Origin of the sequence: Acinetobacter sp. YH12094 (assembly GCF_013419295.1) — a bacterium.
GTDB classification, from domain to species: Bacteria; Pseudomonadota; Gammaproteobacteria; order Pseudomonadales; family Moraxellaceae; genus Acinetobacter; species Acinetobacter amyesii.
The window spans coordinates 135,495-157,157 of the sequence record NZ_VPAK01000005.1 but is presented as its reverse complement, the minus strand read 5'-3'; the positions used below and the strand labels follow the sequence as shown (position 1 = coordinate 157,157).

At 40.3% G+C, this 21,663-nt stretch carries 20 protein-coding genes; 10 read left to right on the top strand and 10 right to left on the bottom strand.

Annotated elements, in window-relative coordinates; all coding sequences use genetic code 11:
* Window positions 1-132: 132 nt before the first annotated feature.
* The 3 genes from rpoC to FTU34_RS06130 all read left to right on the top strand — a co-directional run bounded on the left by rpoC (window position 133) and on the right by FTU34_RS06130 (window position 5,522).
* Window positions 133-4,332, top strand: a complete 4,200-nt coding sequence (gene rpoC / locus FTU34_RS06140; protein WP_078192842.1) for a DNA-directed RNA polymerase subunit beta' — start codon at window positions 133-135, stop codon at window positions 4,330-4,332.
* A gap of 160 nt (window positions 4,333-4,492) precedes the next feature.
* Window positions 4,493-5,035 (top strand): hypothetical protein, encoded by a 543-nt coding sequence (locus FTU34_RS06135; protein ID WP_180035022.1) that lies wholly within the window; start codon window positions 4,493-4,495, stop codon window positions 5,033-5,035.
* 130 nt (window positions 5,036-5,165) lie between these two features.
* Window positions 5,166-5,522 carry a DNA transfer protein p32 gene (locus FTU34_RS06130; protein ID WP_078192840.1) on the top strand — a complete coding sequence of 119 codons (357 nt, stop codon included), beginning with the start codon at window positions 5,166-5,168 and terminating at the stop codon, window positions 5,520-5,522.
* A gap of 50 nt (window positions 5,523-5,572) precedes the next feature.
* Here FTU34_RS06130 and FTU34_RS06125 read toward each other — a convergent pair whose 3' ends face one another.
* Complete coding sequence (locus FTU34_RS06125) at window positions 5,573-6,055, bottom strand: DUF4442 domain-containing protein (RefSeq protein WP_078189823.1); 483 nt, start codon at window positions 6,053-6,055, stop codon at window positions 5,573-5,575.
* Between the two features lie 128 nt (window positions 6,056-6,183).
* Between FTU34_RS06125 and FTU34_RS06120 the strand changes: the two genes are divergently transcribed.
* From FTU34_RS06120 to FTU34_RS06095, 6 genes are all read left to right on the top strand, one after another.
* Window positions 6,184-7,059, top strand: a complete 876-nt coding sequence (locus FTU34_RS06120) for an alpha/beta fold hydrolase (protein ID WP_078192838.1) — start codon at window positions 6,184-6,186, stop codon at window positions 7,057-7,059.
* A gap of 96 nt (window positions 7,060-7,155) precedes the next feature.
* Complete coding sequence (locus FTU34_RS06115; protein ID WP_180035021.1) at window positions 7,156-8,523, top strand: Na+/H+ antiporter family protein; 1,368 nt, start codon at window positions 7,156-7,158, stop codon at window positions 8,521-8,523.
* Between the two features lie 306 nt (window positions 8,524-8,829).
* A complete protein-coding gene (locus FTU34_RS06110) occupies window positions 8,830-9,438 on the top strand; it encodes an OmpW family protein (protein ID WP_180035020.1) in 609 nt (202 codons plus the stop codon).
* 157 nt (window positions 9,439-9,595) lie between these two features.
* Complete coding sequence (locus FTU34_RS06105; RefSeq protein ID WP_078189819.1) at window positions 9,596-9,943, top strand: lysozyme inhibitor LprI family protein; 348 nt, start codon at window positions 9,596-9,598, stop codon at window positions 9,941-9,943.
* A 117-nt stretch (window positions 9,944-10,060) separates the two neighbouring features.
* On the top strand, window positions 10,061-11,980 hold the full coding sequence (gene htpG, locus FTU34_RS06100; protein ID WP_180035019.1) for a molecular chaperone HtpG: 1,920 nt from the start codon (window positions 10,061-10,063) through the stop codon (window positions 11,978-11,980).
* Between the two features lie 204 nt (window positions 11,981-12,184).
* Complete coding sequence (locus tag FTU34_RS06095) at window positions 12,185-12,409, top strand: hypothetical protein (protein ID WP_180035018.1); 225 nt, start codon at window positions 12,185-12,187, stop codon at window positions 12,407-12,409.
* Between the two features lie 68 nt (window positions 12,410-12,477).
* Here FTU34_RS06095 and FTU34_RS06090 read toward each other — a convergent pair whose 3' ends face one another.
* The 5 genes from FTU34_RS06090 to FTU34_RS06070 all read right to left on the bottom strand — a co-directional run bounded on the left by FTU34_RS06090 (window position 12,478) and on the right by FTU34_RS06070 (window position 16,399).
* Window positions 12,478-13,638: a hypothetical protein gene (locus FTU34_RS06090; protein ID WP_180035017.1), complete on the bottom strand. Its 1,161-nt coding sequence runs from the start codon at window positions 13,636-13,638 to the stop codon at window positions 12,478-12,480.
* 98 nt (window positions 13,639-13,736) lie between these two features.
* Window positions 13,737-15,185, bottom strand: a complete 1,449-nt coding sequence (locus FTU34_RS06085) for a hypothetical protein (RefSeq protein WP_180035016.1) — start codon at window positions 15,183-15,185, stop codon at window positions 13,737-13,739.
* An 11-nt stretch (window positions 15,186-15,196) separates the two neighbouring features.
* Window positions 15,197-15,376, bottom strand: a complete 180-nt coding sequence (locus tag FTU34_RS06080; RefSeq protein WP_078189814.1) for a hypothetical protein — start codon at window positions 15,374-15,376, stop codon at window positions 15,197-15,199.
* A 351-nt stretch (window positions 15,377-15,727) separates the two neighbouring features.
* Window positions 15,728-15,916: a hypothetical protein gene (locus FTU34_RS06075; RefSeq protein WP_111885834.1), complete on the bottom strand. Its 189-nt coding sequence runs from the start codon at window positions 15,914-15,916 to the stop codon at window positions 15,728-15,730.
* Between the two features lie 234 nt (window positions 15,917-16,150).
* Window positions 16,151-16,399 (bottom strand): glycine zipper domain-containing protein, encoded by a 249-nt coding sequence (locus FTU34_RS06070; RefSeq protein WP_078192883.1) that lies wholly within the window; start codon window positions 16,397-16,399, stop codon window positions 16,151-16,153.
* A gap of 237 nt (window positions 16,400-16,636) precedes the next feature.
* Here FTU34_RS06070 and FTU34_RS06065 point away from each other — a divergent pair, with 237 nt between their 5' ends.
* A complete protein-coding gene (locus tag FTU34_RS06065) occupies window positions 16,637-16,837 on the top strand; it encodes a dodecin family protein (RefSeq protein ID WP_067761311.1) in 201 nt (66 codons plus the stop codon).
* A 77-nt stretch (window positions 16,838-16,914) separates the two neighbouring features.
* Here FTU34_RS06065 and FTU34_RS06060 read toward each other — a convergent pair whose 3' ends face one another.
* The 4 genes from FTU34_RS06060 to FTU34_RS06045 form a co-directional block, all read right to left on the bottom strand.
* A complete protein-coding gene (locus FTU34_RS06060; RefSeq protein WP_111885832.1) occupies window positions 16,915-17,601 on the bottom strand; it encodes a DsbA family protein in 687 nt (228 codons plus the stop codon).
* Window positions 17,602-17,751: 150 nt separating this feature from the next.
* The gene (locus FTU34_RS06055; RefSeq protein ID WP_078189811.1) at window positions 17,752-18,171 is read right to left on the bottom strand and encodes a GNAT family acetyltransferase; all 420 of its coding nucleotides are present in this window, start codon (window positions 18,169-18,171) and stop codon (window positions 17,752-17,754) included.
* Between the two features lie 127 nt (window positions 18,172-18,298).
* Window positions 18,299-19,816 (bottom strand): acetyl-CoA hydrolase/transferase family protein, encoded by a 1,518-nt coding sequence (locus tag FTU34_RS06050; RefSeq protein WP_078192882.1) that lies wholly within the window; start codon window positions 19,814-19,816, stop codon window positions 18,299-18,301.
* A gap of 206 nt (window positions 19,817-20,022) precedes the next feature.
* Window positions 20,023-21,483, bottom strand: a complete 1,461-nt coding sequence (locus tag FTU34_RS06045) for an ATP-binding protein (RefSeq protein ID WP_180035015.1) — start codon at window positions 21,481-21,483, stop codon at window positions 20,023-20,025.
* Window positions 21,484-21,663 lie beyond the last annotated feature (180 nt).

Here is a 21,663-nt window from a genome sequence, read left to right as displayed (position 1 = left end):
ATCCCTCTTTGCAAAAGAGGGACTTTTCCCCCTTTGAAAAAGGGGGATTAAGGGGGATTAAAATTCAGTTAAAAAACAATATTTGTGACCCAGTTGTGAAGTGAAAATCTCCACAACACACGGAGAAAAAAATTGAAAGACTTGCTCGATATCATGCGCAAAAAGACGGATTCAGACGGTCATGCTCCTGTAGAGTTTGATCGCATCCGTATTGGTCTTGCGTCACCAGAAATGATTAAGTCGTGGTCTCATGGTGAAGTTAAAAAGCCTGAAACCATTAACTACCGTACGTTCAAACCTGAACGTGATGGTTTATTCTGTGCCAAAATCTTTGGTCCAGTAAAAGATTACGAATGCTTGTGTGGTAAATACAAGCGTATGAAATACAAAGGCGTCATTTGTGAAAAATGTGGCGTTGAAGTAACAACTGCAAAAGTACGTCGTGAGCGTATGGGTCATATTGACCTTGCTTCTCCAGTTGCACATATTTGGTTCTTAAAATCACTTCCTAGCCGTATTGGTCTGCTTTTAGACATGACTTTACGTGATATCGAACGTGTATTGTATTTCGAATCATACGTTGTAACTGACCCAGGTATGACTCCACTTGAGAAATACCAACTTCTAAACGATGAAGAATACTTCACTGCTTTAGAAGAACACGGTGATGAATTCACTGCGAAAATGGGTGCGGAAGCAGTTCAAGATTTGTTGAAAGACATCGATCTTGAAGCTGAAATTTCACGTCTTCGTGAAGAAATTCCAAATACGACTTCAGAAACAAAGCTTAAAAAAGCTTCTAAACGTCTGAAATTGATGGAAGCGTTCAAAGAATCGAACAATAAGCCAGAATGGATGGTGATGAATGTACTTCCAGTACTTCCACCTGATCTTCGTCCGTTGGTTCCTCTAGAAGGTGGTCGTTTTGCGACTTCTGACTTGAACGATCTTTACCGTCGTGTGATCAACCGTAACAACCGTTTAAAACGTCTACTAGACCTTGCAGCACCAGACATTATCGTACGTAACGAAAAACGTATGTTACAAGAGTCTGTTGATGCATTACTTGATAACGGTCGTCGTGGTCGCGCAATTACTGGTTCGAATAAACGTCCTCTTAAATCTTTGGCAGACATGATCAAAGGTAAACAAGGTCGTTTCCGTCAAAACTTATTGGGTAAACGTGTCGATTACTCTGGTCGTTCGGTAATTACCGTAGGTCCGACTTTACGTCTTCACCAATGTGGTCTTCCGAAAAAAATGGCGCTTGAATTATTCAAACCATTCATTTTTGCGAAACTACAAGCATCTGGCCAAGCGACAACCATTAAAGCTGCGAAGAAAATGGTTGAGCGTGAAACTCCAGAAGTTTGGGACGTACTTGCTCACGTAATTCGTCAACATCCAGTGATGTTGAACCGTGCGCCTACACTTCACCGTTTGGGTCTTCAAGCATTTGAACCAACCCTGATTGAAGGTAAAGCGATCCGTCTTCACCCACTCGTATGTGCTGCGTTCAACGCCGACTTCGACGGTGACCAAATGGCGGTACACGTACCATTAACACTTGAAGCTCAGTTAGAAGCTCGTGCGTTAATGATGTCAACAAACAACATTCTTTCTCCTGCGAACGGTGAGCCAATCATCGTACCTTCTCAGGACGTTGTCTTAGGCTTGTACTACATCACTCGTGATGCAATCAATGCCAAAGGTGAAGGCATGGTGTTTGCGGATACTGACGAAGTAAACCGTGCACTTGCAACAGGTCAAGTTGATTTACACGCTCGCGTAAAAGCACGTGTACACCAAACTGTCATTGATGAAAATGGTAACCGTGAACAACAAACCATTGTTGTAGACACAACTCCAGGTCGTTGTTTACTTTGGGAAGTTGTACCTGAAGGTATGGATTTCCAACAAATCAACGTTGAGATGACTAAAAAGAACATCTCTAAATTGATCAACTCTTGCTACCGTAAATTAGGTCTAAAAGATACTGTTATCTTTGCTGACCAATTGATGTACTTGGGCTTCCGTCAAGCGACTCACTCAGGTGTGTCTGTTGGTATGGAAGACATGTTGATTCCGCCACAAAAACAAGCAATTATCGAAAAAGCTGAAGTTGAAGTTCGTGAAATTGAACAACAATTCGAGCAAGGTTTCGTAACTGCCGGCGAACGTTATAACAAAGTTGTCGATATTTGGGCGCGTACAAACGACCAAGTAGCGAAAGCGATGATGGATAACTTGTCTTTCACAACTGTTAAAAACAAACAGGGTGAAGACGAGAAACAAAAATCATTCAACTCGATCTACATGATGTCTGACTCAGGTGCCCGTGGTTCGGCAGCTCAGATTCGTCAGTTAGCGGGTATGCGTGGTTTGATGGCGAAACCAGATGGTTCGATCATTGAAACACCAATTAAAGCGAACTTCCGTGAAGGTTTGACCGTACTTCAGTACTTCATTTCAACACACGGTGCACGTAAAGGTTTGGCCGATACTGCATTGAAAACTGCGAACTCAGGTTACTTGACTCGTCGTTTGGTTGACGTTGCACAAGACTTGGTAATTACTGAGCCAGATTGTGGTACTTTCGACGGTCTTGTAATGACTCCGTTCATTCAAGGTGGCGATGTCATCGAGAACTTAGGTACTCGAGTATTGGGTCGTGTACTTGCTGAAGATGCGAAGAAACCAGGTTCGGATGATGTGATTCTTCCACGTAATACTTTAATCGACGAAAAACTTGCAAACTACTTAGAAGAGCAAGGTGTCGATGAAGTGAAAGTACGTTCAGTTGTAAACTGTGAATCTACTTTCGGTGTATGTGCGAAATGTTACGGACGTGACCTTGCTCGCGGTCACTTGGTGAATCCAGGTGAATCTGTGGGTGTAATGGCTGCTCAATCAATTGGTGAGCCAGGTACACAGTTAACAATGCGTACATTCCACGTAGGTGGTGCTGCGAGCCGAACTTCTGCTGCTAACAGCGTACAAGTTCGTAACAAAGGTACAGTACGTTTCCACAATGTGAAAACAGTACAACACGCTAAAGGTCACTTGGTATCAACTTCACGTTCAGGTGAAATCGGTATCGCGGATGACATCGGTCGTGAACGCGAACGTTACAAAATTCCATACGGTGCTTCAATCATCATTAAAGATGGAGAAGCTGTGGAAGCTGGCGGTATCGTAGCGACTTGGGATCCGCATACACATCCATTGGTTACCGAAGTTGCAGGTAAAGTGCGTTTCAGCCAAATCGCTGATGGCGTAACTGTGACATCGAAAACTGATGATGCAACAGGTATGACGACTATTGAGGTACTTCCAGTAACTTCACGTCCAGCATCTGGTAAAGATATGCGTCCAGCTGTTGTATTGGATACAACAGATGGCGGCGAACAGTTCTACTTCCTACCACAAAACACGATTCTGACTGTGCGCGACGGCGAAACAATTGGTGTCGGTGACGTTATTGGTCGTGTACCACAAGAATCTTCACGTACACGTGATATTACCGGTGGTCTACCGCGTGTAGCTGACTTGTTCGAAGCACGTAAACCGAAAGAACATGCGATCCTTGCTGAAATTTCAGGTATCGTAAGCTTCGGTAAAGAGACCAAAGGTAAGAACCGTCTTGTGATTACTCCAGATGATGGCTCTGAGATTTACGAAGAGCTAATTCCGAAATGGCGTACGATTAACGTGTTCGAAGGCGAGCATGTGAACCGTGGTGAAACCATTTCTGATGGTCCGCAAAACCCACACGACATCTTACGTTTGAAAGGCGAAGTTGCACTGACAAACTACATCGTGAACGAAGTTCAGGACGTATACCGTCTGCAAGGTGTAAAAATCAACGACAAGCACATTGAAGTGATCGTACGTCAAATGCTTCGTAAAGTTGAAATCACTGACGGTGGTGATACAAGCTTCATCAAAGGCGAGCAAGTGGAATACATCCGCGTTGTTCAAGAAAACCAAGCTGTGGCAGCTCAGAACAAGTTCCCAGCGAAGTTTGAACGTCAATTGATGGGTATTACCAAAGCGTCGCTTTCTACTGACTCGTTCATTTCTGCTGCATCGTTCCAGGAAACAACTCGTGTGTTAACTGAGGCTGCTGTAACAGGTAAAGAAGATGAATTACGTGGTCTGAAAGAAAACGTAGTTGTAGGTCGTCTGATCCCAGCGGGTACAGGTTTGGCTTACCACTTAGAACGTCGTCGTCAAGAGTCTGAAGCTGCAGAGCTTGAGCTTCACAATGACTTCTCTGATGTTGATCAAGCATTAAGCCAAGCATTTAGCGATGAATTTAACGGTCTTTAATTAGCCCTTAAATCATTCAAAAAAGCCACCTTCGGGTGGCTTTTTTTATACAGATTATTTGAAAATTAAAGCTTTCTAAATGTCGAATTATTTCCTATAGTAAAAATAGAACATAACAAATCTCTTGATTTTTAAATTTAAAACATAACGGGGTCTTTTGATGAAATTCACACAGCAATTATTCGCAGTTTCTGCATTATTCAGCTCATTGACAGCGATTGCTGCACCTATGCCCAATTCGATTGTGGTAGAAGATAAAGCTGTAGTTCCAGTACTAAAAACAGAAGTGATTCGCCGTGTTGCAGGTCAAGAACCTGTACGTCAAGTGACTGCAACAGTGTTAGAAATGACCAATAAAGGTCAGGATGTCGTGGCACGTGAAATTGAACTTTCTGATCACCAAGGTGATTTTTCTGAAAAGAAATTATCCATTCCAGTACTACAACGTGGTGGTGTCATCGTCCCGACTTCTAAAATTGAAACCAAGACTACGGTGAAGCAGGATGGTCAGATTATTCGTCAAAACACCAATATTGATGCAGAAGGTGTAGAGTTTAAGAAAGGGCAGGAACCCATTAAACGCACGCTAAAACTAGATCAGGCAACAGATCCAGAAAGCAAAGCCAAACTCTCCCATGCTGTGCTGACTGAAAATGGTGAAACCACAAAAGATTTGATGATTTTGGATGAAAACCCTGAGTGATTCGTGAGCGATTAGGCGTGGTTTTTTACAAAATGCAGCATTTATGCTCCAAGCCGTAACAAGCTAAATTTAATTGTTTCATACAATGGTTTTAGAATCATAGGTATTGAAGAAGACAAGGAACATCACAATGAAAAAAGTAATGAGCGTATGCGCAGTCGCGATGATGTCGACCCTAATGCTTGCTGGTTGTGAAAGCATGTCGCCAAATGAACAACGTATTGGTGCTGCAGCTTTAGGTGGTGCCATAGGTGGTGGTGTGGGTAATAATGTCGGTGGTGGTGTAGGTGCAGCCGTTGGTGGTGGTGCTGGTGCAGCTGTCGGTAGTAAAACTCAAAACGGTTCAAACCGAAATGCCACATATAGTGGTGTAGGTGGTGCGATTGGTTCTGCAGTCGGTAAAAGTATCTTTGGTGGTAACACTGGTGCTGCGATTGGTGGTGCAATCGGTGGTGGCGCAGGTGCTGCAATTGAGCAAAATCGCTAATCCAATCCGATAAATTTGAATGAAAAGGCGCTTAAAGATAAGCGCCTTTTTTATTTGCGTGGACGAGGTTGCTTGCGACGAATGTATAGGGTTTTTTGAACTTCAGCGATACGTAAGCCTGCTTCATCAAAAATATTTAAGCTATAGTTCCGTAGTACAGGTGCGTGGTTATCTGCTAAGTTTTTAATATGATTGATTTCATTTGGGTCGAGCTGGATGTCAGCGTATACCGTTCCACGCCCAGGGGATAAAAATTGAATATTTGCAGCTTTGTCCCACACGATATAACGTGAGCCAAGATGATGCATCAAAATCAACATATAAAATGGGTCAACCATTGAATATAGACTACCGCCAAAATGTACACCGACAATATTTTGATTTTTTCGAGTTAATGGCATTTTGACGCGAATGTGATAATTGGCGAGATCAATTTTATCAATCGAAATGCCAGCACCTTTATAAGGGGCATAATGATTGAGTAAGAATTTAGAGACAATAGGCATTGTCATTATTTTCTGGATTATGCTCATACTGGGTCAATTTTTTTTTATGCTGAACTTTGCATACTAAATGAGTTTCAAAACTGTGGCATTGATCACATTGCCCATGTTCATAAATAAAACGTCAATTCGATGGAATCGATAAAAGGACTAGAAGAATGCAACCACTAAATACGCAATGGGTGAATACCACAGATCAACAACGGCTCTATGTAAAGACATGGGGTGATGAAACCAAGCCCGCTTTGGTTTTGGTTCATGGTTATCCTGATAATCAGGAAGTATGGGAACCGGTTATTGAACATCTTGGTTCTGAATTTTATATTGTGAGCTATGACGTGCGAGGTGCAGGGCAGTCCTCTGTGCCCCGTAAAGTACGAGATTACCGTTTAGAACAACTTTCACTTGATTTGGATAGTGTGACGCAAGCAGTATTAGGCGAGCGTAGTTTTCATTTGGCCGCGCATGATTGGGGCTCTATCCAATCTTGGGAATCGGTGACTGAGCCAAAATTTCGCTCACGTATTTTGTCTTATTCAACTATTTCTGGGCCATGTTTGGATCATGCGGCATTTTTACTCAGAAATAGCTTTAAGCATCAGCAGAAAAAATTACTCAAATTATTAAGTAAGTCATGGTACATCGGGGTATTCCAATTACCATTTTTGGCACCGACCGCGTGGCATTTTTTGAATGCTGAACGTTGGGGAAAAATTGTGAATGATTTAGAACGTACTCAAGAATTGCCTTTGAATCATAATATTCAGCATGATGGTAAACACGGTATTGCACTTTACCGTGCTAATTTTATTCCCCGCTTAACTCAGCCTAGACAACGTCATGCCGTCTGTCCTGTACAAGCGATTGTGTTGAAACATGATAATTTTGTCAGTCCAGATTACATTAAAGAATTACCTAATTGGGTTGAAGATTTATCTGTAGTTGAAGTCAATGCCAATCATTGGGCCGTGCTGAGCCAACCCGAAAAAATTGCAAGTTACATCGCTCAATTTGCGCAATCACAGCAGCTTTAAGTAAATCGTTCAACAGTGGCAGTTTCATCGATAGGGGGCTAAATAGCGAGCAAATTCTGATAAAATACGGTTTTTTGTCAGACTCCCTTTTTTCTTATGTTTGCTATTCTTGCCGCAATTACAGTCATGTTTGGACTGTCGCTGGCACGCGTGCCTGTTGTATTTGCGCTGATCATTGGTGCAGTAACAGGTGGCTTGTTAGCTGGTCTTGGTATTCATGGCACCATCGAAGCGTTTAATAGTGGCTTAGGCAACGGTGCTCAAATCGCACTTGCTTATGGCGTGTTGGGGGCATTTGCTTTGGCACTTGCGCGTTCAGGTCTGCCAGATTTACTGGCTTATCAACTCATTACTAAACTCAAAGGTAACAGTAATGTGAAAGCCCAGAATCGCGTGAAATACGTAATTTTCGCTACTATCGCTTTAGCCGCCGTATGTTCACAAAACGTGATTCCAGTGCACATTGCGTTTATTCCAGTATTAATTCCACCATTACTCAGCGTATTTAATCATTTAAAACTTGACCGTCGTTTGATTGCTTGTGTTCTGACTTTTGGTCTTGTGGCGACTTATATGCTGGTACCTTTTGGTTTTGGTGCTATTTTCCTTAATGATATTTTAGGTCAAAACATCAATACCTTTGGTAAGCCATACGGTTTCAACATCAGCTATGATCAAATTCCAACTGCTATGGCAATTCCAGTATTTGGGATGTTTGTTGGCTTATTAATTGCTGTTTTTTATAGCTACCGTAAACCACGAGAGTATGCTGACGTTCAGGTTAAGGAATCACAGCACACCATCTCCTCTGATGTAAAAGCAGATGAAAATGGTAAACCACAAGTCGCTAAATTTACTTTGATTATGGCTGCGGTTGCAGTGGTTGCTACGCTTTCTGTTCAAGTCATATCTGAGTCGATGATTTTGGCCGGTCTCGTTGGTGTTGCGATCTTAAGCTGTGCAGGTATCTTTAAGTGGAAAGAAGCCGACGATGTCATTATCAGTGGTATGCGCATGATGGCACTGGTGGGTTTCATTATGATTTCTGCGCAAGGCTTTGCATCTGTGATTGAGGCTACGAATCAAGTACCAACACTGGTACAAGCTTCAGTTGAATGGATTGGAAACAGTCAAGGTTTAGCGGCATTTTGGATGTTATTAATTGGGTTATTAATTACCTTAGGTATTGGTTCTTCATTCTCAACAATCCCAATTTTGGCCATTATTTATGTACCACTTTGTATTCAATTTGGTTTTAGTCCAATGGCGACTATTGCGTTGATTGGTACAGCAGCGGCATTAGGTGATGCGGGTTCTCCGGCCTCGGACTCGACATTGGGTCCAACATCTGGCTTAAATATGGATGGTCAACATGATCATATGAAAGACAGTGTGGTACCAACTTTTATTCACTACAATATTCCATTAATGATCTTTGGTTGGATTGCCGCAATAGTACTCTAAAAAATTTTCAAAGATAAATAAAAAGGCGATTATATAATCGCCTTTTTTGTTATTTAATTCTGAGGATTTTGGTTGGATTAAAATAATTCATTTTATTAATTCTGATTAAAAAGGTTGGTATATTATGAATAATAAATTAATTATAACGGTGAAAATATAAAACCAAGCATTGCACTATGATTAAAATAAATATATTTAATTAATAATAACTTATATAATAATGTAATAAATTATTAAATAATGTTATTGCATAATTTTAATACTAATGTTTAATATTAATTATTCATTCTAGAAGGTTGTTTAAAAATGTTAAAACAAGCTGCTCTTATTGCATTATTGGGTATGTCTGCATCAGCTATGGCTGGTCAATGGCAAGTGAAAGTTGGTGGTTCTGTGGTAGCCCCTACTTCTGACACAAGTATTTTAAACGGCGCAGTAAATGTTGAAGCAGATCATGAATATGCATTTACACCATCAATTGAATATTTCTTTAATGACAACATTTCAGCTGAATTACTTTTGGCAACGCCAATAAGTCATGATGTAAATGTTACAGGTGCTGTAGATGCTGGTGTGAAGGTCAAACATTTGCCACCTACAATTACTGCAAAATATAACTTTAAAAATTCAACACGTTTCACACCGTATATTGGTGTAGGTGGTACAGCATTTGTTGCGTGGGATGAAAAAGCAAGTGGTGATTTAGCTGGTGCTAAAGTAAAAGTAAAAGAAGACTTTGGTTTTGCAGGTCAAGTCGGTTTTAACTACCAGCCAGCTGATGCAAAAAACTGGGGTGTTTTCTTTGATGCGCGTTATGCACAGATCAGCCCAGAAGTTGAAATTAAAGATGTTACAACTTTTGATTTAGATATCGATCCAATGGTGTATACAATTGGTTATAGCTACAAATTCTAAGCTGTAGCTAATTTTAAAACCCTGTCGAATGGCAGGGTTTTTTTATGCAGCATATTCCATCCATCAGTTGATCGAATTGAACAAATAGGCAATAGAAAATTTAGGTAGAACTGTTAGAGTCGAGATAAATCAGCAAGTTGGATGAAGAGAAAAGACGATGAAAAAAATTATTCAGGGTATGCTGGTCTTGGGCAGTGCTTATTTTATTTCGACAAGTTATGCCGCAAGTTTTGATTGTAAAAAGGCGAAAACCATTACCGAACATGCGGTTTGTGATAACCGTAGTATTAATGATGCCGATGTCAAAATGGCAACAACCTATACGATTATTCGTCATTTGGTTCCCATGGGGACACGTGGTGCAATTCAAGATCAACAAATAAAATGGCTACAACTACGCGATCAGTGCCGTGACAATGTCAGTTGTTTAAGTGATGTATATAAAATGCGGCAGCAAAAACTGGATCTCTACATGGACCGCGTTTATAAACAAGGACCTTTTTAAACCTTAAAATTTAGTGCGATAGAATAAAAATTTTCCATTCACACTATTGAAAAATAGTGAAGTCCCTCCATTCATATAGGCAATTGATAATTTTACTCAGTATGAACGGAGAGACTGATGAGCGAACAACAATCTCAAAAACACAGCTTCCAAGCGGAAGTGGCTCAGTTACTGCATTTAGTAACACATTCTTTATATTCAAATCCTGAAATTTTCCTTCGTGAGTTAGTATCAAACGCATCTGATGCCTGTGATAAATTGCGTTTTGAAGGGATTAACCATCCTGAATATTATGAAAATGATCCAGATTTACATGTGCGTATTCATTTAAATAAAGAGCAGAAGACAATTACCATTTCGGATAATGGTATTGGTATGACACAACAAGAAGCGATTGATCATTTGGGTACGATTGCTAAGTCTGGCACTAAAGATTTTATGTCGAAGCTTACGGGTGATCAAAAGTCAGATGCACAATTGATTGGTCAATTTGGTGTGGGCTTCTATTCAGGTTTTATTGTTGCTGAAAAAATTACAGTGGAATCACGTCGTGCTGGGGTAAATGCCGCTGAAGGGGTACGTTGGGTTAGTAATGGTACAGGTGAGTTTGATGTAGAGCCAATTGATAAGGCTTCACGTGGAACCGACATCATTTTGCATTTACGCGAGGATGCTTTAGATTATTTAGATCGTTACAAAGTTAAGCAGATTATTAATAAATACTCTGATCATATTAGTTTGCCAATTGAGATGCAGAAAGAAGTTTGGCAACAAGAGGAAGCTGCCGAAGGCGAAGACGCAAAACCTGGTCAATATGTACTGACGGATGAATGGGAAGCGATTAACTCAGCAAGTGCATTATGGACGCGTAATAAAAATGAGATCAGTGAAGAACAATATACTGAGTTTTATAAAAACCTGAGCCATGATTTTGAAGCCCCGCTTGCGTGGACACACAACCGTGTAGAGGGAAGTACGGAATATACACAGTTACTTTATATTCCATCTCGCGCACCAAGCAATATTTTCACACGTGAAGCTAAAGCAGGAATTAAGCTGTATGTGAAACGTGTATTTATCATGGATGATGCGGATAATTTGATTCCAAATTATTTACGTTTTGTTCAAGGTGTGGTGGATAGCGCAGACTTACCACTTAATGTAAGCCGTGAATTATTACAAGAAAGTCGCGACGTTAAAACGATTCGTGAAGGTAACGCCCGCCGTATTTTAACGGTGCTAGATGGTTTGGCGAAATCTGAAGATGTTGCTGATCAAGAGAAGTTTGCAAAATTCTACGCTGAGTTTGGTTCAGTCTTAAAAGAAGGCTTAGGCGAAGACATGGCGAATCGTGAGCGTATTCTAAAATTATTACGCTTTGCTTCGTCAAATAATGATGAAGTGAAAACATCATTTGCAGACTATAAAGCCAATATGAAAGAAGGCCAAAAGGCAATTTACTATGTGACTGCTGATAGTTTAAATGCTGCGAAAAACTCACCACAACTTGAATTGTTCAAGAAAAAAGGTATCGAAGTGCTGCTCATGACTGAACGAGTGGATGAGTGGGCGATGGAATTTGTTTTTGAGTTTGATGGAACACCATTACAGAATGTATCGAAAGGTGCAGTTGATTTGGGTGATCTACAAGATGCTGAAGAGAAAAAAGCACTTGAGGAAGCTGCTGAGCAGTTTAAACCTGTTGTTGAAAAACTGTCGGATGCGTTAAAAGATAAGACCTCTGAAGTGCGTGTAACAACACGTTTAGTGGACTCTCCTGCGTGTTTGGTGGTGGCTGAGGGTGAGTTATCACCGCAACTGGTCCGTATGCTAAAACAAGCAGGACAAGCGGTTCCCGAGTCAAAACCAGTCTTGGAAATCAATCCATCCCATCCGTTGGTACAAAAATTAGAAGGTTCAGCGCAATTTGATGATTTGGCGAATGTGATCTTCGATCAAGCGTTGATTGCTGAAGGCGGTTTACCCGAAGATCCTGCCCAATACATCAAACGGATTAACAGCTTATTGCTGAAGTAACGGTAGATATGAAATGAACCTCCTTCGGGAGGTTTTTTTATTTGGTTTTTCGATAGAGCACATGAATAAAAACGTCCATGTTTTAATCTTTAAAATAAATTAAAAATAAATAATTAATCTATAATAGCGATCGTTAAGTATTGGGAATCTTAAGATGAAAATTTTAGTGATCGCTGTAATGGCTCGCTGCTCTCTATGGGCCTCATGCAATCTGCTCAGGCAGACAGCGCTAAGCAAAAAATGGTGCGTAATGACCGTGTGCAGGTTTCAAAGCAGATCGCACAATACGATATCAACCCTTTTGTTGATAGTCGCCGTGTGATGCGAAATGATCGTGTTCAGTATAGTTTTCCTAAAGTGAAAAAAGTCGCTGAAAAACAGCCAAGTATTGTACGTAATGATCGTGTACGTGTGATTAAGAAAAATTGAAGCTGAGTTATTTAAAAAAAGCCCATCCTGTTGAGATGGGCTTTTTATTCGCTGTGAAATAGCGGGTTCTAGAACAAGGCTTCAAGGCGCACTAAAGCGCCCACAAAGTGGCTTTTATCGTCACGATGGTTGTTGAGGTAGTTGAGATCACCTTGGATATAAAACCATTCGCGCAGAAAGGGCTGTCGCCATGATACATAGGGTCCCCAACTGTTTAAACGCAGTTGATCGTTATTGTAAAAACCACCTGTATATAGGCCGTAGTTGAATCGGTTACCTTTAAAAAATTGGTGTTGGCGGTAACTGAAGTTATCCCATTTCAGATCATCATCCTGTGCATCTGCATAGGTCAGGTTGAATTGGTTTGAGATAAAGGGTTGGCCTGGACGGGCATGGGTTAATTCTAAATTGGTTCTTAGATAATTTTCACTATCGATACCATAACGATAAATTTGTTCGGCTAAAAAACTGTAATCATTGTCGAGTTGCCATTTTTTAGCTGCTTTTAAGCGGACATATAGGTCATCACCAGAACGTAAACCTAGATCAACGTCAGTTTCGAAAGGCAGTCGATCTGAAATTTCTGACCAACGTAACGCGAGCGAACTGTTATCTTCACGGGTTTGCTTATTGTCATAATTTTTATCACTACGCCCCGCAGGGTTTTCATTGGTAATTGCAGCATTATTTTCTAATTCATTATCAAGTGAGTCATCACCAAAGACTACACTCAATTTTTTTTCTAAAGTGGGAAGCTTAATTTTACCGCGAATACGTGGCTTAATTTCGTATTCATCGTGCTTATTCCAACTGTTGTCTAAAATCACCCTAAGGGTAGCATTGGCTGGTTTATCAGGCTCACTTTGCCCAAACCAGTTATCCATGCGAACGGCCGTTTGATCTGCCCAATTTCGGACTTTCTTCTGTTGTCGATCGGTCCAGCTATTATTTTCCGTTTGTTCTGTTGTCGGAACAATGGGGTGATCTGATTGTTCAGGTAAGAAGGTCGGTGTTGCATCAATCCAACGTGGAATTTGATCTAAAAAATCATAGGTCTTTGGCATGATATACGGTGAACTTTGCTCGGTTGCAGGCACTTCCTGAGAATGTTGCCCCTCAGTTTCATTGACGACAGCATCAGTTTCATTGGCCCAAGCAACTTGATACATCAAGCTTATTGATGCGGAAAAAAGCAAAGTCCGAATAAAGTACTGTTGTTTTTTATGCATATGTTTTGGCTCTATTTAATTATCATCTGAGTATCCTGCATCTGTAGTTTCGTTATTTTTGTCGAATAAATGCAAGCCAAACTACAAAATAAATGCAATTAATCTTCGGTCATTTGCTTAAGTGCTTGATAAAGCGAAATCACATCAATGGGTTGAGGCAATTGTTGGATCACATTTTGGATGCTTTGCCAATTTAAACCTTGCTGTCGATGGAGGATCAAATAAGGAAGGGCTTGTTCGGTACGCAAGAGTGCCATGCGTTTTTGACCGTGGATTAAACGTAATTTTTGACGTTCTTGTAATAATAACAGCGGGGTATGTAGCGTCGGTTCAGGTTCATCAAAATGAATGAATTTTTGCGTATGAACTAACTGTGCCGGGATAAATGGATAATAGTCGTTTTGCGACCAAATCATTTCAGCCTGCTGAGACTGTTGATAGAGCTGATCAGGTGCAGCACAGAGTTGCTCTAGATTGTCCCATGTCATGACTTTAATCGCGGCAAGTTCATGTTGATGTTGTTGGCAAAACAGTTGAGAGAGTCGAATGGCTTCCATTTGCGTTTGCGCACCAAACAACAAGAGATATTTGATGAAGCGACCTTCGGTATTGATTTGCTCTGCTAAATACAGTGGCTGGTTTTTCCAATCTGTACCATCTGTCGTATGTAATAGAACATCAAGCTGCGTTGTGAGTTCAGGCTGATCTATAAACTGCAATTCATACAAGGCCAATTGCGCATCGATGTTTTGCAGCGTTTGAACGCGAGCGGTATATTGAGCGATTTGAACCTGTTCAGGAAGTTCAACGCCTGCCATTGTCGTGTTGAGATGTTCCTCCGATGGGGCATGTGTTGGCTGCTCAATTAGAACAAGAGGAACGGTATCAGGTGCAGAAAGCTCCGGTTTATTTGTATTTGAGTTATGAAGCAACGTATCCGCTTCATTGATTTGCTTATCGCAATGATCTAGATCGACAGATCCGTCTTTATTTATCGCTTCAATTGGCAGTAGGTCGTCCACACTTGCTGCAACACAGCTTGGCGCTGTAATGATTTCATCCTTTAGGCGTAAGGCATGTAGACGTAGATCGATATCACTAATTAAACATTTATATAGCTGTTGTTGTTCAATTAACCAATCATAGCATTCGCTAAAATTACCCCATTCACTGAGTAAAGCCGTGCGCTGTTTGGCTGGAATCATCCACACTTGCCAACCTAATTCATGGTCATGCAGCAAGGCCCAACCCATCTCTGGATATTGATATAAAGCATTTTCAAGTGCAGCATCATGGTTAAAATAGCCACGAAATAACAATGAATATGGCGTTTGTTTGGAAAATTCAGTTGCAGCCATTTGTGGCTTAGTTAATGCACGATAACTTAATATTTGCTTTTGAAAAATCGGTTCATCGCATAAGGCAAAAATTTCATGAATCCGACGTTTAGAAAGCGCAGTTTCATAAAAACTCAAAGCACGGTGTTCAAGTTGATGGGTCAGTACATGGATTTCTTTTATTAATTGTACTTTCTCTTGTAGATTCATTTGTCCGCTTCCTAAAGGACTTTTTGTGCTTTTTCTAAATATTTAGCCAATACAATATTGGTTGCAAGTTCTACTAATTTATATTCAGCCGAGTTTGGGTTTCGATATGTATTGGCCAATTCAATCAGGCGTTCAATATCGATGACCTGCGGTGAAATTTTTCCTTGTATCAGTGCCTGAAGTTCTTGCATAGGACAATGTAAATTTAAAAATAAAGAAGTCGATTAGTTCATTTGATTATAGAGATTTCATTAAAAAAAACATGGAAATAAATGTCAGCTTCTACAAATTAAGCGTTAAATATGACAATTAATGCGCATTTTGTTTAAAAGTAATACCAAATCATTAACTTAAAGATACGCTTTGCAAATTTTATCGCGGCATAGTTGGATCAATTTTTTTGAAGTCATCATCAGCGATCGAGCGCTTTTAGATGTTCATTTTTAATGTTAAGTAAAGAATAAAGCCCAAAGTAAAGGCACATAAAATAAAAAACCGATGGTGGGAGCCATCGGTTTTTTTATGGAAAAATCAGCTAAAAATTAAGCTTTTTTTTCTGTGTTTGTGATAACTTCAGTTGTATCAGCAGCTGGAGCTTGGCTCTCTGCATTGGCAGTTTCAGCAGTTACAGCTTTTTTTACTGGAAAATCTGGTACGTAAACGATTTGTGCAGAAACAGTTGCAGAAAGCGCCATCACAGCAACAGCCATAGCATATTTGATTGCGTTCATTTGTGTATTCCTATCAATCATTAGTAACTCAAAAATTGAGTCAGGGAGAAAATTAATCACTTGAATTTATGTGAAAATAATATCAAAAAATAATCAATTAAAAATGATCGATTCGGCAACACAAGATAAATGGTAGGATTTAATATTTATATAAAACAGTCTATTAGAGTTATTGCTCTAGAGTTTTTAGTGGCTGAGTGACAGCGGCGTATCACTCAGATATAGATGAAAAATCTATGAATGTTTGGCACATTTCTTTTCATAGACTTTGCCTGCGATACCACCAATAATGGCACCACTAATCGTACCAAAAACAGGTAATATACTGCCTGCAACAGCTCCGATCGCAGCACCTTTGACGGTCGGAGAAAAACGTGAGAGAAAGCTATTCTTCCCTGTTTGGGACTCGTTGGTGGTTGTTTGAGGGGGTGTATTGGTAGATAGTTCGGTTTCAGCAGAAGTTGCTTGAGGTTCAATAGTCATGACATTACTCCCGAGCATGATCGTTTGAAGAATGAAGCTTTTAGCCTAATCGGTAGTGGCCTTGGCTTAAACAGAAAGCATGTAATAAATGATGGTCAGTTTGTAATCCACCGAAGTGGAATTCACTCCTGTGTAAGACATGTAATATTTTGCTGTTTTGATGTTTAAAAAATAACCAAAATAAGTGACTTAATCATATGATGAAGATTCAAAATCATAACAATGAGGATAAATACAATGTCTGTTGCTAAAGTCGTTGAAGTAAATGCAAGTAGCACAAAAAGTTTTGAAGATGCGATCCAAACGGGAATTAATAAAGTCACTGAAACCGTAAAGAACGTTCAGGGTGCATGGATTAATGAACAAAAAGTTGTGGTGAAAGACAATAAAATTGCGGAATATCGAGTGAACTTAAAAATCAGCTTCTTGGTTGAATAAGTTTAGTTTTATTGAAGTTAAAAACTGATCAAAAAAAAATCCCCGAAGTTCGGGGATTTTTGATTGAACGCGCTGAATTATTTTTCAGGTGTTTCACAGCTTTCATCATTACACACAGGTGTAGGAGCAAGCTCAGGGAGTTCCGCAGCTTTGTCCATCACTTTTTTAAATACATCTTTCGGTTGAGCGCCTGCTAAAGCAATGCGTTGCTCAAATACAAAGAACGGTACACCCGTAACTTTAAGTTGATCGCGTGCTACTTCTTCATCGTATTTGACGAAATCAGCAAATTCATCTGAGTCTAATAAGTCATCGACTTCAACAGGGTTTAGACCAATACGAGATGCAACGTCTTCTAAGGTTTCACGTTCACCAATGGCCAAGCCTTGCGTCATATAGCTATAGAAGAACGCTTCTTTGGCTTCACTGCCGAGACCTTTGCTTTGTGCAAGATGAATCAAGCGGTGCGCGTTGAAAGTATTGCCTGAATTGGCTTTTTGCCAGTTAAATTCAATACCTTCAGCTTTTGCCATTTCGGCAATATTGCGCTGCATTTCCTCTACTTCTTCAATACTGCGGCCATATTTTTGTGCTAGACGTTCAGTATTAGAAATTTCTAGGCGAGCGGGCGCATCTGCGTCAAGTTGATAGCTATGCCAAAACACTTCAAGCTCTACACCCGATTCTTCGGCAGCAGCTTCAAGGCGTTTTTTCGCAATATAACAAAATGGGCAAACCACGTCTGACCAGATATCTACACGCATGGGAAATCTCTTTTCTATGTTCTGGGAAAATGATGGGGGCAAATCCTAAAATTTAAAGCCAAGCAATGCAATCCATTTTTGTCTCGATGGCGCAATGTCGATTTTTTTTTTGATTTTGTTACAAGGATTGAATGAAGATTTGTCGAACGATTAATCCGTGATTAAACGTTTACCCAAACAAATCACTTCAACCTCTTCATAGCCCAATTGTTCATAAAAATTTTGTACGTCAATGTTGTCTTGGCGAATCAGTAATTGAAGTTTTGGGCAGCCTAAAGCAATTAAGCGTTTTTCTAATTGTTGAATGAGGGCGGTAGCGACGCCATTACGTTGAAAATGTGGATGTACGGCAAGATAATTGACCCAGCCTCGGTGTCCATCATAGCCCCCCATGACAGTTGCAATCAGTTGATCATCTTTGACCGCCAACAAGAATAATTGATCACGTTGAGCCAATTTTCGAAATATATCAATTTCAGGGTTATTCCATGGGCGGGTCAGATCACACAGTTCCCAAAGTGCAATCACATCATCTAAATCAGATTCGAGATAGGGGCGGATAATAAACATAATTTTTATTTTAGCATGTATTTTGACCAATTTAGATTAGTCGAGTTTTGCAGACTTGATAAGTCATATTGAAAAATAAAAGCCATAAAAAAACGCTCCGAAGAGCGTTTTTTTAGTTCACTGTCAATTAAGCCGTTTTCACTTCAGGCTGAGCAGCTAACATATGGCCGTTCTCTTCGAAGTTGATGTGCCAAGACAATGCTTCACGTAGAAGGTGAGGTGTTTGACCACCTTTCGCACAAGCACGGTCGAAGTAATCATTTAATGCTGCACGGTAGCTTGGGTGAGCACAGTTGTCGATTACAGCACGAGCACGTTCACGTGGAGCAAGACCACGTAAGTCAGCAAGACCTTGTTCAGTAACCAAGATGTCAACGTCGTGTTCTGCATGGTCAACGTGAGAAGCAAATGGAACAACAGAAGAAATGTCGCCACCTTTTGCAATTGATTTGGTCACGAAGATCGCCAAGTGCGCATTACGTGCGAAGTCACCTGAACCACCAATACCGTTCATCATTTTTGTACCGCAAACGTGAGTTGAGTTCACATTACCGTAAATGTCAAACTCAAGTGCTGTGTTGATACCGATGATACCTAAACGACGTACAAGTTCTGGGTGGTTAGAAATTTCTTGTGGACGTAATACAAGTTTGTCTTTGTATTGTTCAAGGTTATTAAATACTTTTTCGCCATATTTCGCAGAAAGCGTAATAGAAGAACCTGAAGCAAATTTCATTTTGCCTGCGTCGATCAATTCAAATGTACAGTCTTGAAGTACTTCAGAGTACATGATCAAGTCTTCAAAGTTTGAATCTTTAAGACCCGTCAATACTGCGTTTGCAATTGAACCAATACCTGCTTGTAATGGACCTAGGTTCTTCGGTAAACGACCTTCAGCGACTTCTTTTTCAAAGAAAGCGATAAGGTGGTTTGCAATACCTTGAGTTTCATCATCAGGGGCAGTCACTGTAGATGGAGAGTCATGCAATTCGTTGTTAAATACGATACCTACGATTTTTGAAGGATCGATGTTGATTGCATGTGTACCAATACGTTCATCAACATGAGTCAATGGAATAGCTTGACGTGTTGGACGATATGTTGGGATATAAATATCGTGTAAGCCTTCAAATGCTGGACTTAAGTTGGTGTTGATTTCAACAATCACTTTTTCAGCAAAAATTGCGAAGCTTGCAGAGTTACCTACAGAAGTTGTAGGGATGATGCCACCATCTTCAGTGATCGCAACAGCTTCAATAATTGCTACATCAGGCTTTTTAAGCTGAAGGTTACGCATTTGTTCAACTGTTTCAGACAAATGCTGATCGATGAACATTACTTCGCCTTTGTTGATCGCTTTACGTAATGTATTGTCTACTTGGAACGGTAAACGACGAGCAAGAACACCTGCTTCAGTCAATTTTTTGTCCAAATCGTTACCCAAGCTCGCGCCAGTAATTAGGGTGATTTTAAGAGGATTAGCATGAGCCTGTTGAACCAACGCTAAAGGTACAGCTTTCGCTTCACCTGCGCGTGTGAAACCACTCATACCTACCGTCATACCATCCTGAATGAATTCAGCAGCTTTTTCTGCGCTGATAACTTTGTCGTGAAGGGCAGCTAAACGGATGCGATCTAAAGACATCATATACTCTCGTGAAATTCTCAAAACTGATACGGATTGTACCGATCAAAAAAGCCATTTTGCATCCCTGTTAGGCTAAGGTCTAATTTTTTGAAAAAATGTGGGTATAAGATTTTATTATGATTTTTAAGCTACTGAATAATAAAGTTAAAAATAACAATGGTTAAGGATTAAACAAAACTGTTCGTTGCTTTTTTGAACGCTTGTTAAAAGCGTTCAGTTAAACTTTGCTTAATTTTTTCCAATGGGCTGTTGTTTAATATTTCATCATTTTCGAGTTTTTGCAGTGGTAAAGAAATGATCGCTTCGAGTCCACCTTCTGCTCGATTGTGAATTGAAAGTTGACCTTCGTGAATATCCACAATACGTTTTACAATGGCTAAACCGAGTCCACTGCCTTGGATGGTACGTGCATCATTACCACGTACAAAAGGTTGCATCAGGTCTTCAATTTGGTCTTCAGGAATCCCTTCGCCATTATCGGCAACGCGAATTTGAATATGGTCACCTTCATATTCGGTAGACAGTTCAATCGGCTCGGCACCATAGCGTTTTGAGTTATTGATTAAGTTGCCTATTAGTCGTTTTAAGGACAGGCTACGTGCTTGAATAATCGGTAAGTCTTGGGGTTCAAAGCGAATATCTAAAGGTTTAAATTGAATCACTAATTCCTGCAATAGCGCATTTAAATCAGTATCTTGCGGAACTTCATCAGAGCCATCTCGCATATACGAAATGAACTGATTCAGAATCGCATCCATATCTTCAACATCGTAAATCAGACCTTCTTTTAGGAAGTCATCATCAGGCATCATTTCTGCGCTGAGTCGAATACGGGTCAGCGGAGTACGCAAATCGTGGGAAATACCAGCCAACATGATGCGACGATCACGTTCAGTTTGTTCCAGCGTGTAGACCATGTGGTTAAAGGCTTGGTTTACTTCACGGATTTCTTGTGGCCCATGGTTGGTTTCTAAATAAGGAGCAGTGCCTTGTTTACTATAGTTGTTTGCCGCATCTTGTAAACGTTTTAGTGGACGGTTGAGCTGACGAACCAAGGTTAAGATAATGATGCCAGCAATCAGCGGAATACCCAATAACCAACCTAAAATCAGCTCTGCGCTATAGTTGGCATAGGTTTTTAAAGGCTCGCGAACCCAGTTGCCATTCATTTCTGGAGTTTGAATCCAGATGCGTGGGTCAGGTTTAAATTGGAAATACACGGTCGCATTATCAATGCGCATTTCTTTGGCCAGTTTCTTTTCAATTTGATTGGTAAAGAATTCTGCAATGACTTTGTCTTTGACATTGGGGAATTCTTTCGGATCGGTCACATATTCGATCCCGACACGGTTGCGCATCCAGTCGTCGACATCTACTTCGGCATTGTTATGAAAAATCCGTAAATCAGGATTGTTAATGATTTCAAGTTCGACCGCGAGGTAACGAGCATGTTGTTGAATTTCGGGTAAATAGAGTGTCCGCCAAAAGAACCATAAGGACATAAACAGGCTAAAAAACACCACAAATAAGACCAATACGGTGGTCCGCATGGCTGCAGAGCGGGGTTTGATTTTATCGAGGAAGCGTTCCCAAGGTGTCCGTTTTTTTTCGGAGTAGGCAACGTAGTCGGTAAATTCCTGTGGGTCGATGGGTTCGAGTTTCACGCAGAATCCTTTAAGCAAATTTTTTGAAAGGCAGTTTTTATTCTTTGCGATGGAATCTTACTGCTGGAACGTTCTTCGGGAGGAGTTCGTTATGTTACTTTTTAAAAAAGTAACCAAAATTTTTGCCATTCGCTGAACTCGCGCACATTACTTTTATTCATTCAATTTCAAGTGGCTCAG

Excerpts from the sequence above, each read along its gene's own strand:
- FTU34_RS06135 (WP_180035022.1), top strand. The coding sequence starts at position 4,493 with ATGAAATTCACACAGCAATTATTCGCAGTTTCTGCATTATTCAGCTCA.
- FTU34_RS06130 (WP_078192840.1), top strand. The coding sequence starts at position 5,166 with ATGAAAAAAGTAATGAGCGTATGCGCAGTCGCGATGATGTCGACCCTA.
- FTU34_RS06125 (WP_078189823.1), bottom strand. The coding sequence starts at position 6,055 with ATGAGCATAATCCAGAAAATAATGACAATGCCTATTGTCTCTAAATTC.
- FTU34_RS06120 (WP_078192838.1), top strand. The coding sequence starts at position 6,184 with ATGCAACCACTAAATACGCAATGGGTGAATACCACAGATCAACAACGG.
- FTU34_RS06115 (WP_180035021.1), top strand. The coding sequence starts at position 7,156 with ATGTTTGCTATTCTTGCCGCAATTACAGTCATGTTTGGACTGTCGCTG.
- FTU34_RS06110 (WP_180035020.1), top strand. The coding sequence starts at position 8,830 with ATGTTAAAACAAGCTGCTCTTATTGCATTATTGGGTATGTCTGCATCA.
- FTU34_RS06105 (WP_078189819.1), top strand. The coding sequence starts at position 9,596 with ATGAAAAAAATTATTCAGGGTATGCTGGTCTTGGGCAGTGCTTATTTT.
- htpG (WP_180035019.1), top strand. The coding sequence starts at position 10,061 with ATGAGCGAACAACAATCTCAAAAACACAGCTTCCAAGCGGAAGTGGCT.
- FTU34_RS06095 (WP_180035018.1), top strand. The coding sequence starts at position 12,185 with ATGCAATCTGCTCAGGCAGACAGCGCTAAGCAAAAAATGGTGCGTAAT.
- FTU34_RS06090 (WP_180035017.1), bottom strand. The coding sequence starts at position 13,638 with ATGCATAAAAAACAACAGTACTTTATTCGGACTTTGCTTTTTTCCGCA.
- FTU34_RS06085 (WP_180035016.1), bottom strand. The coding sequence starts at position 15,185 with ATGAATCTACAAGAGAAAGTACAATTAATAAAAGAAATCCATGTACTG.
- FTU34_RS06080 (WP_078189814.1), bottom strand. The coding sequence starts at position 15,376 with ATGCAAGAACTTCAGGCACTGATACAAGGAAAAATTTCACCGCAGGTC.
- FTU34_RS06075 (WP_111885834.1), bottom strand. The coding sequence starts at position 15,916 with ATGAACGCAATCAAATATGCTATGGCTGTTGCTGTGATGGCGCTTTCT.
- FTU34_RS06070 (WP_078192883.1), bottom strand. The coding sequence starts at position 16,399 with ATGACTATTGAACCTCAAGCAACTTCTGCTGAAACCGAACTATCTACC.
- FTU34_RS06065 (WP_067761311.1), top strand. The coding sequence starts at position 16,637 with ATGTCTGTTGCTAAAGTCGTTGAAGTAAATGCAAGTAGCACAAAAAGT.
- FTU34_RS06060 (WP_111885832.1), bottom strand. The coding sequence starts at position 17,601 with ATGCGTGTAGATATCTGGTCAGACGTGGTTTGCCCATTTTGTTATATT.
- FTU34_RS06055 (WP_078189811.1), bottom strand. The coding sequence starts at position 18,171 with ATGTTTATTATCCGCCCCTATCTCGAATCTGATTTAGATGATGTGATT.
- FTU34_RS06050 (WP_078192882.1), bottom strand. The coding sequence starts at position 19,816 with ATGTCTTTAGATCGCATCCGTTTAGCTGCCCTTCACGACAAAGTTATC.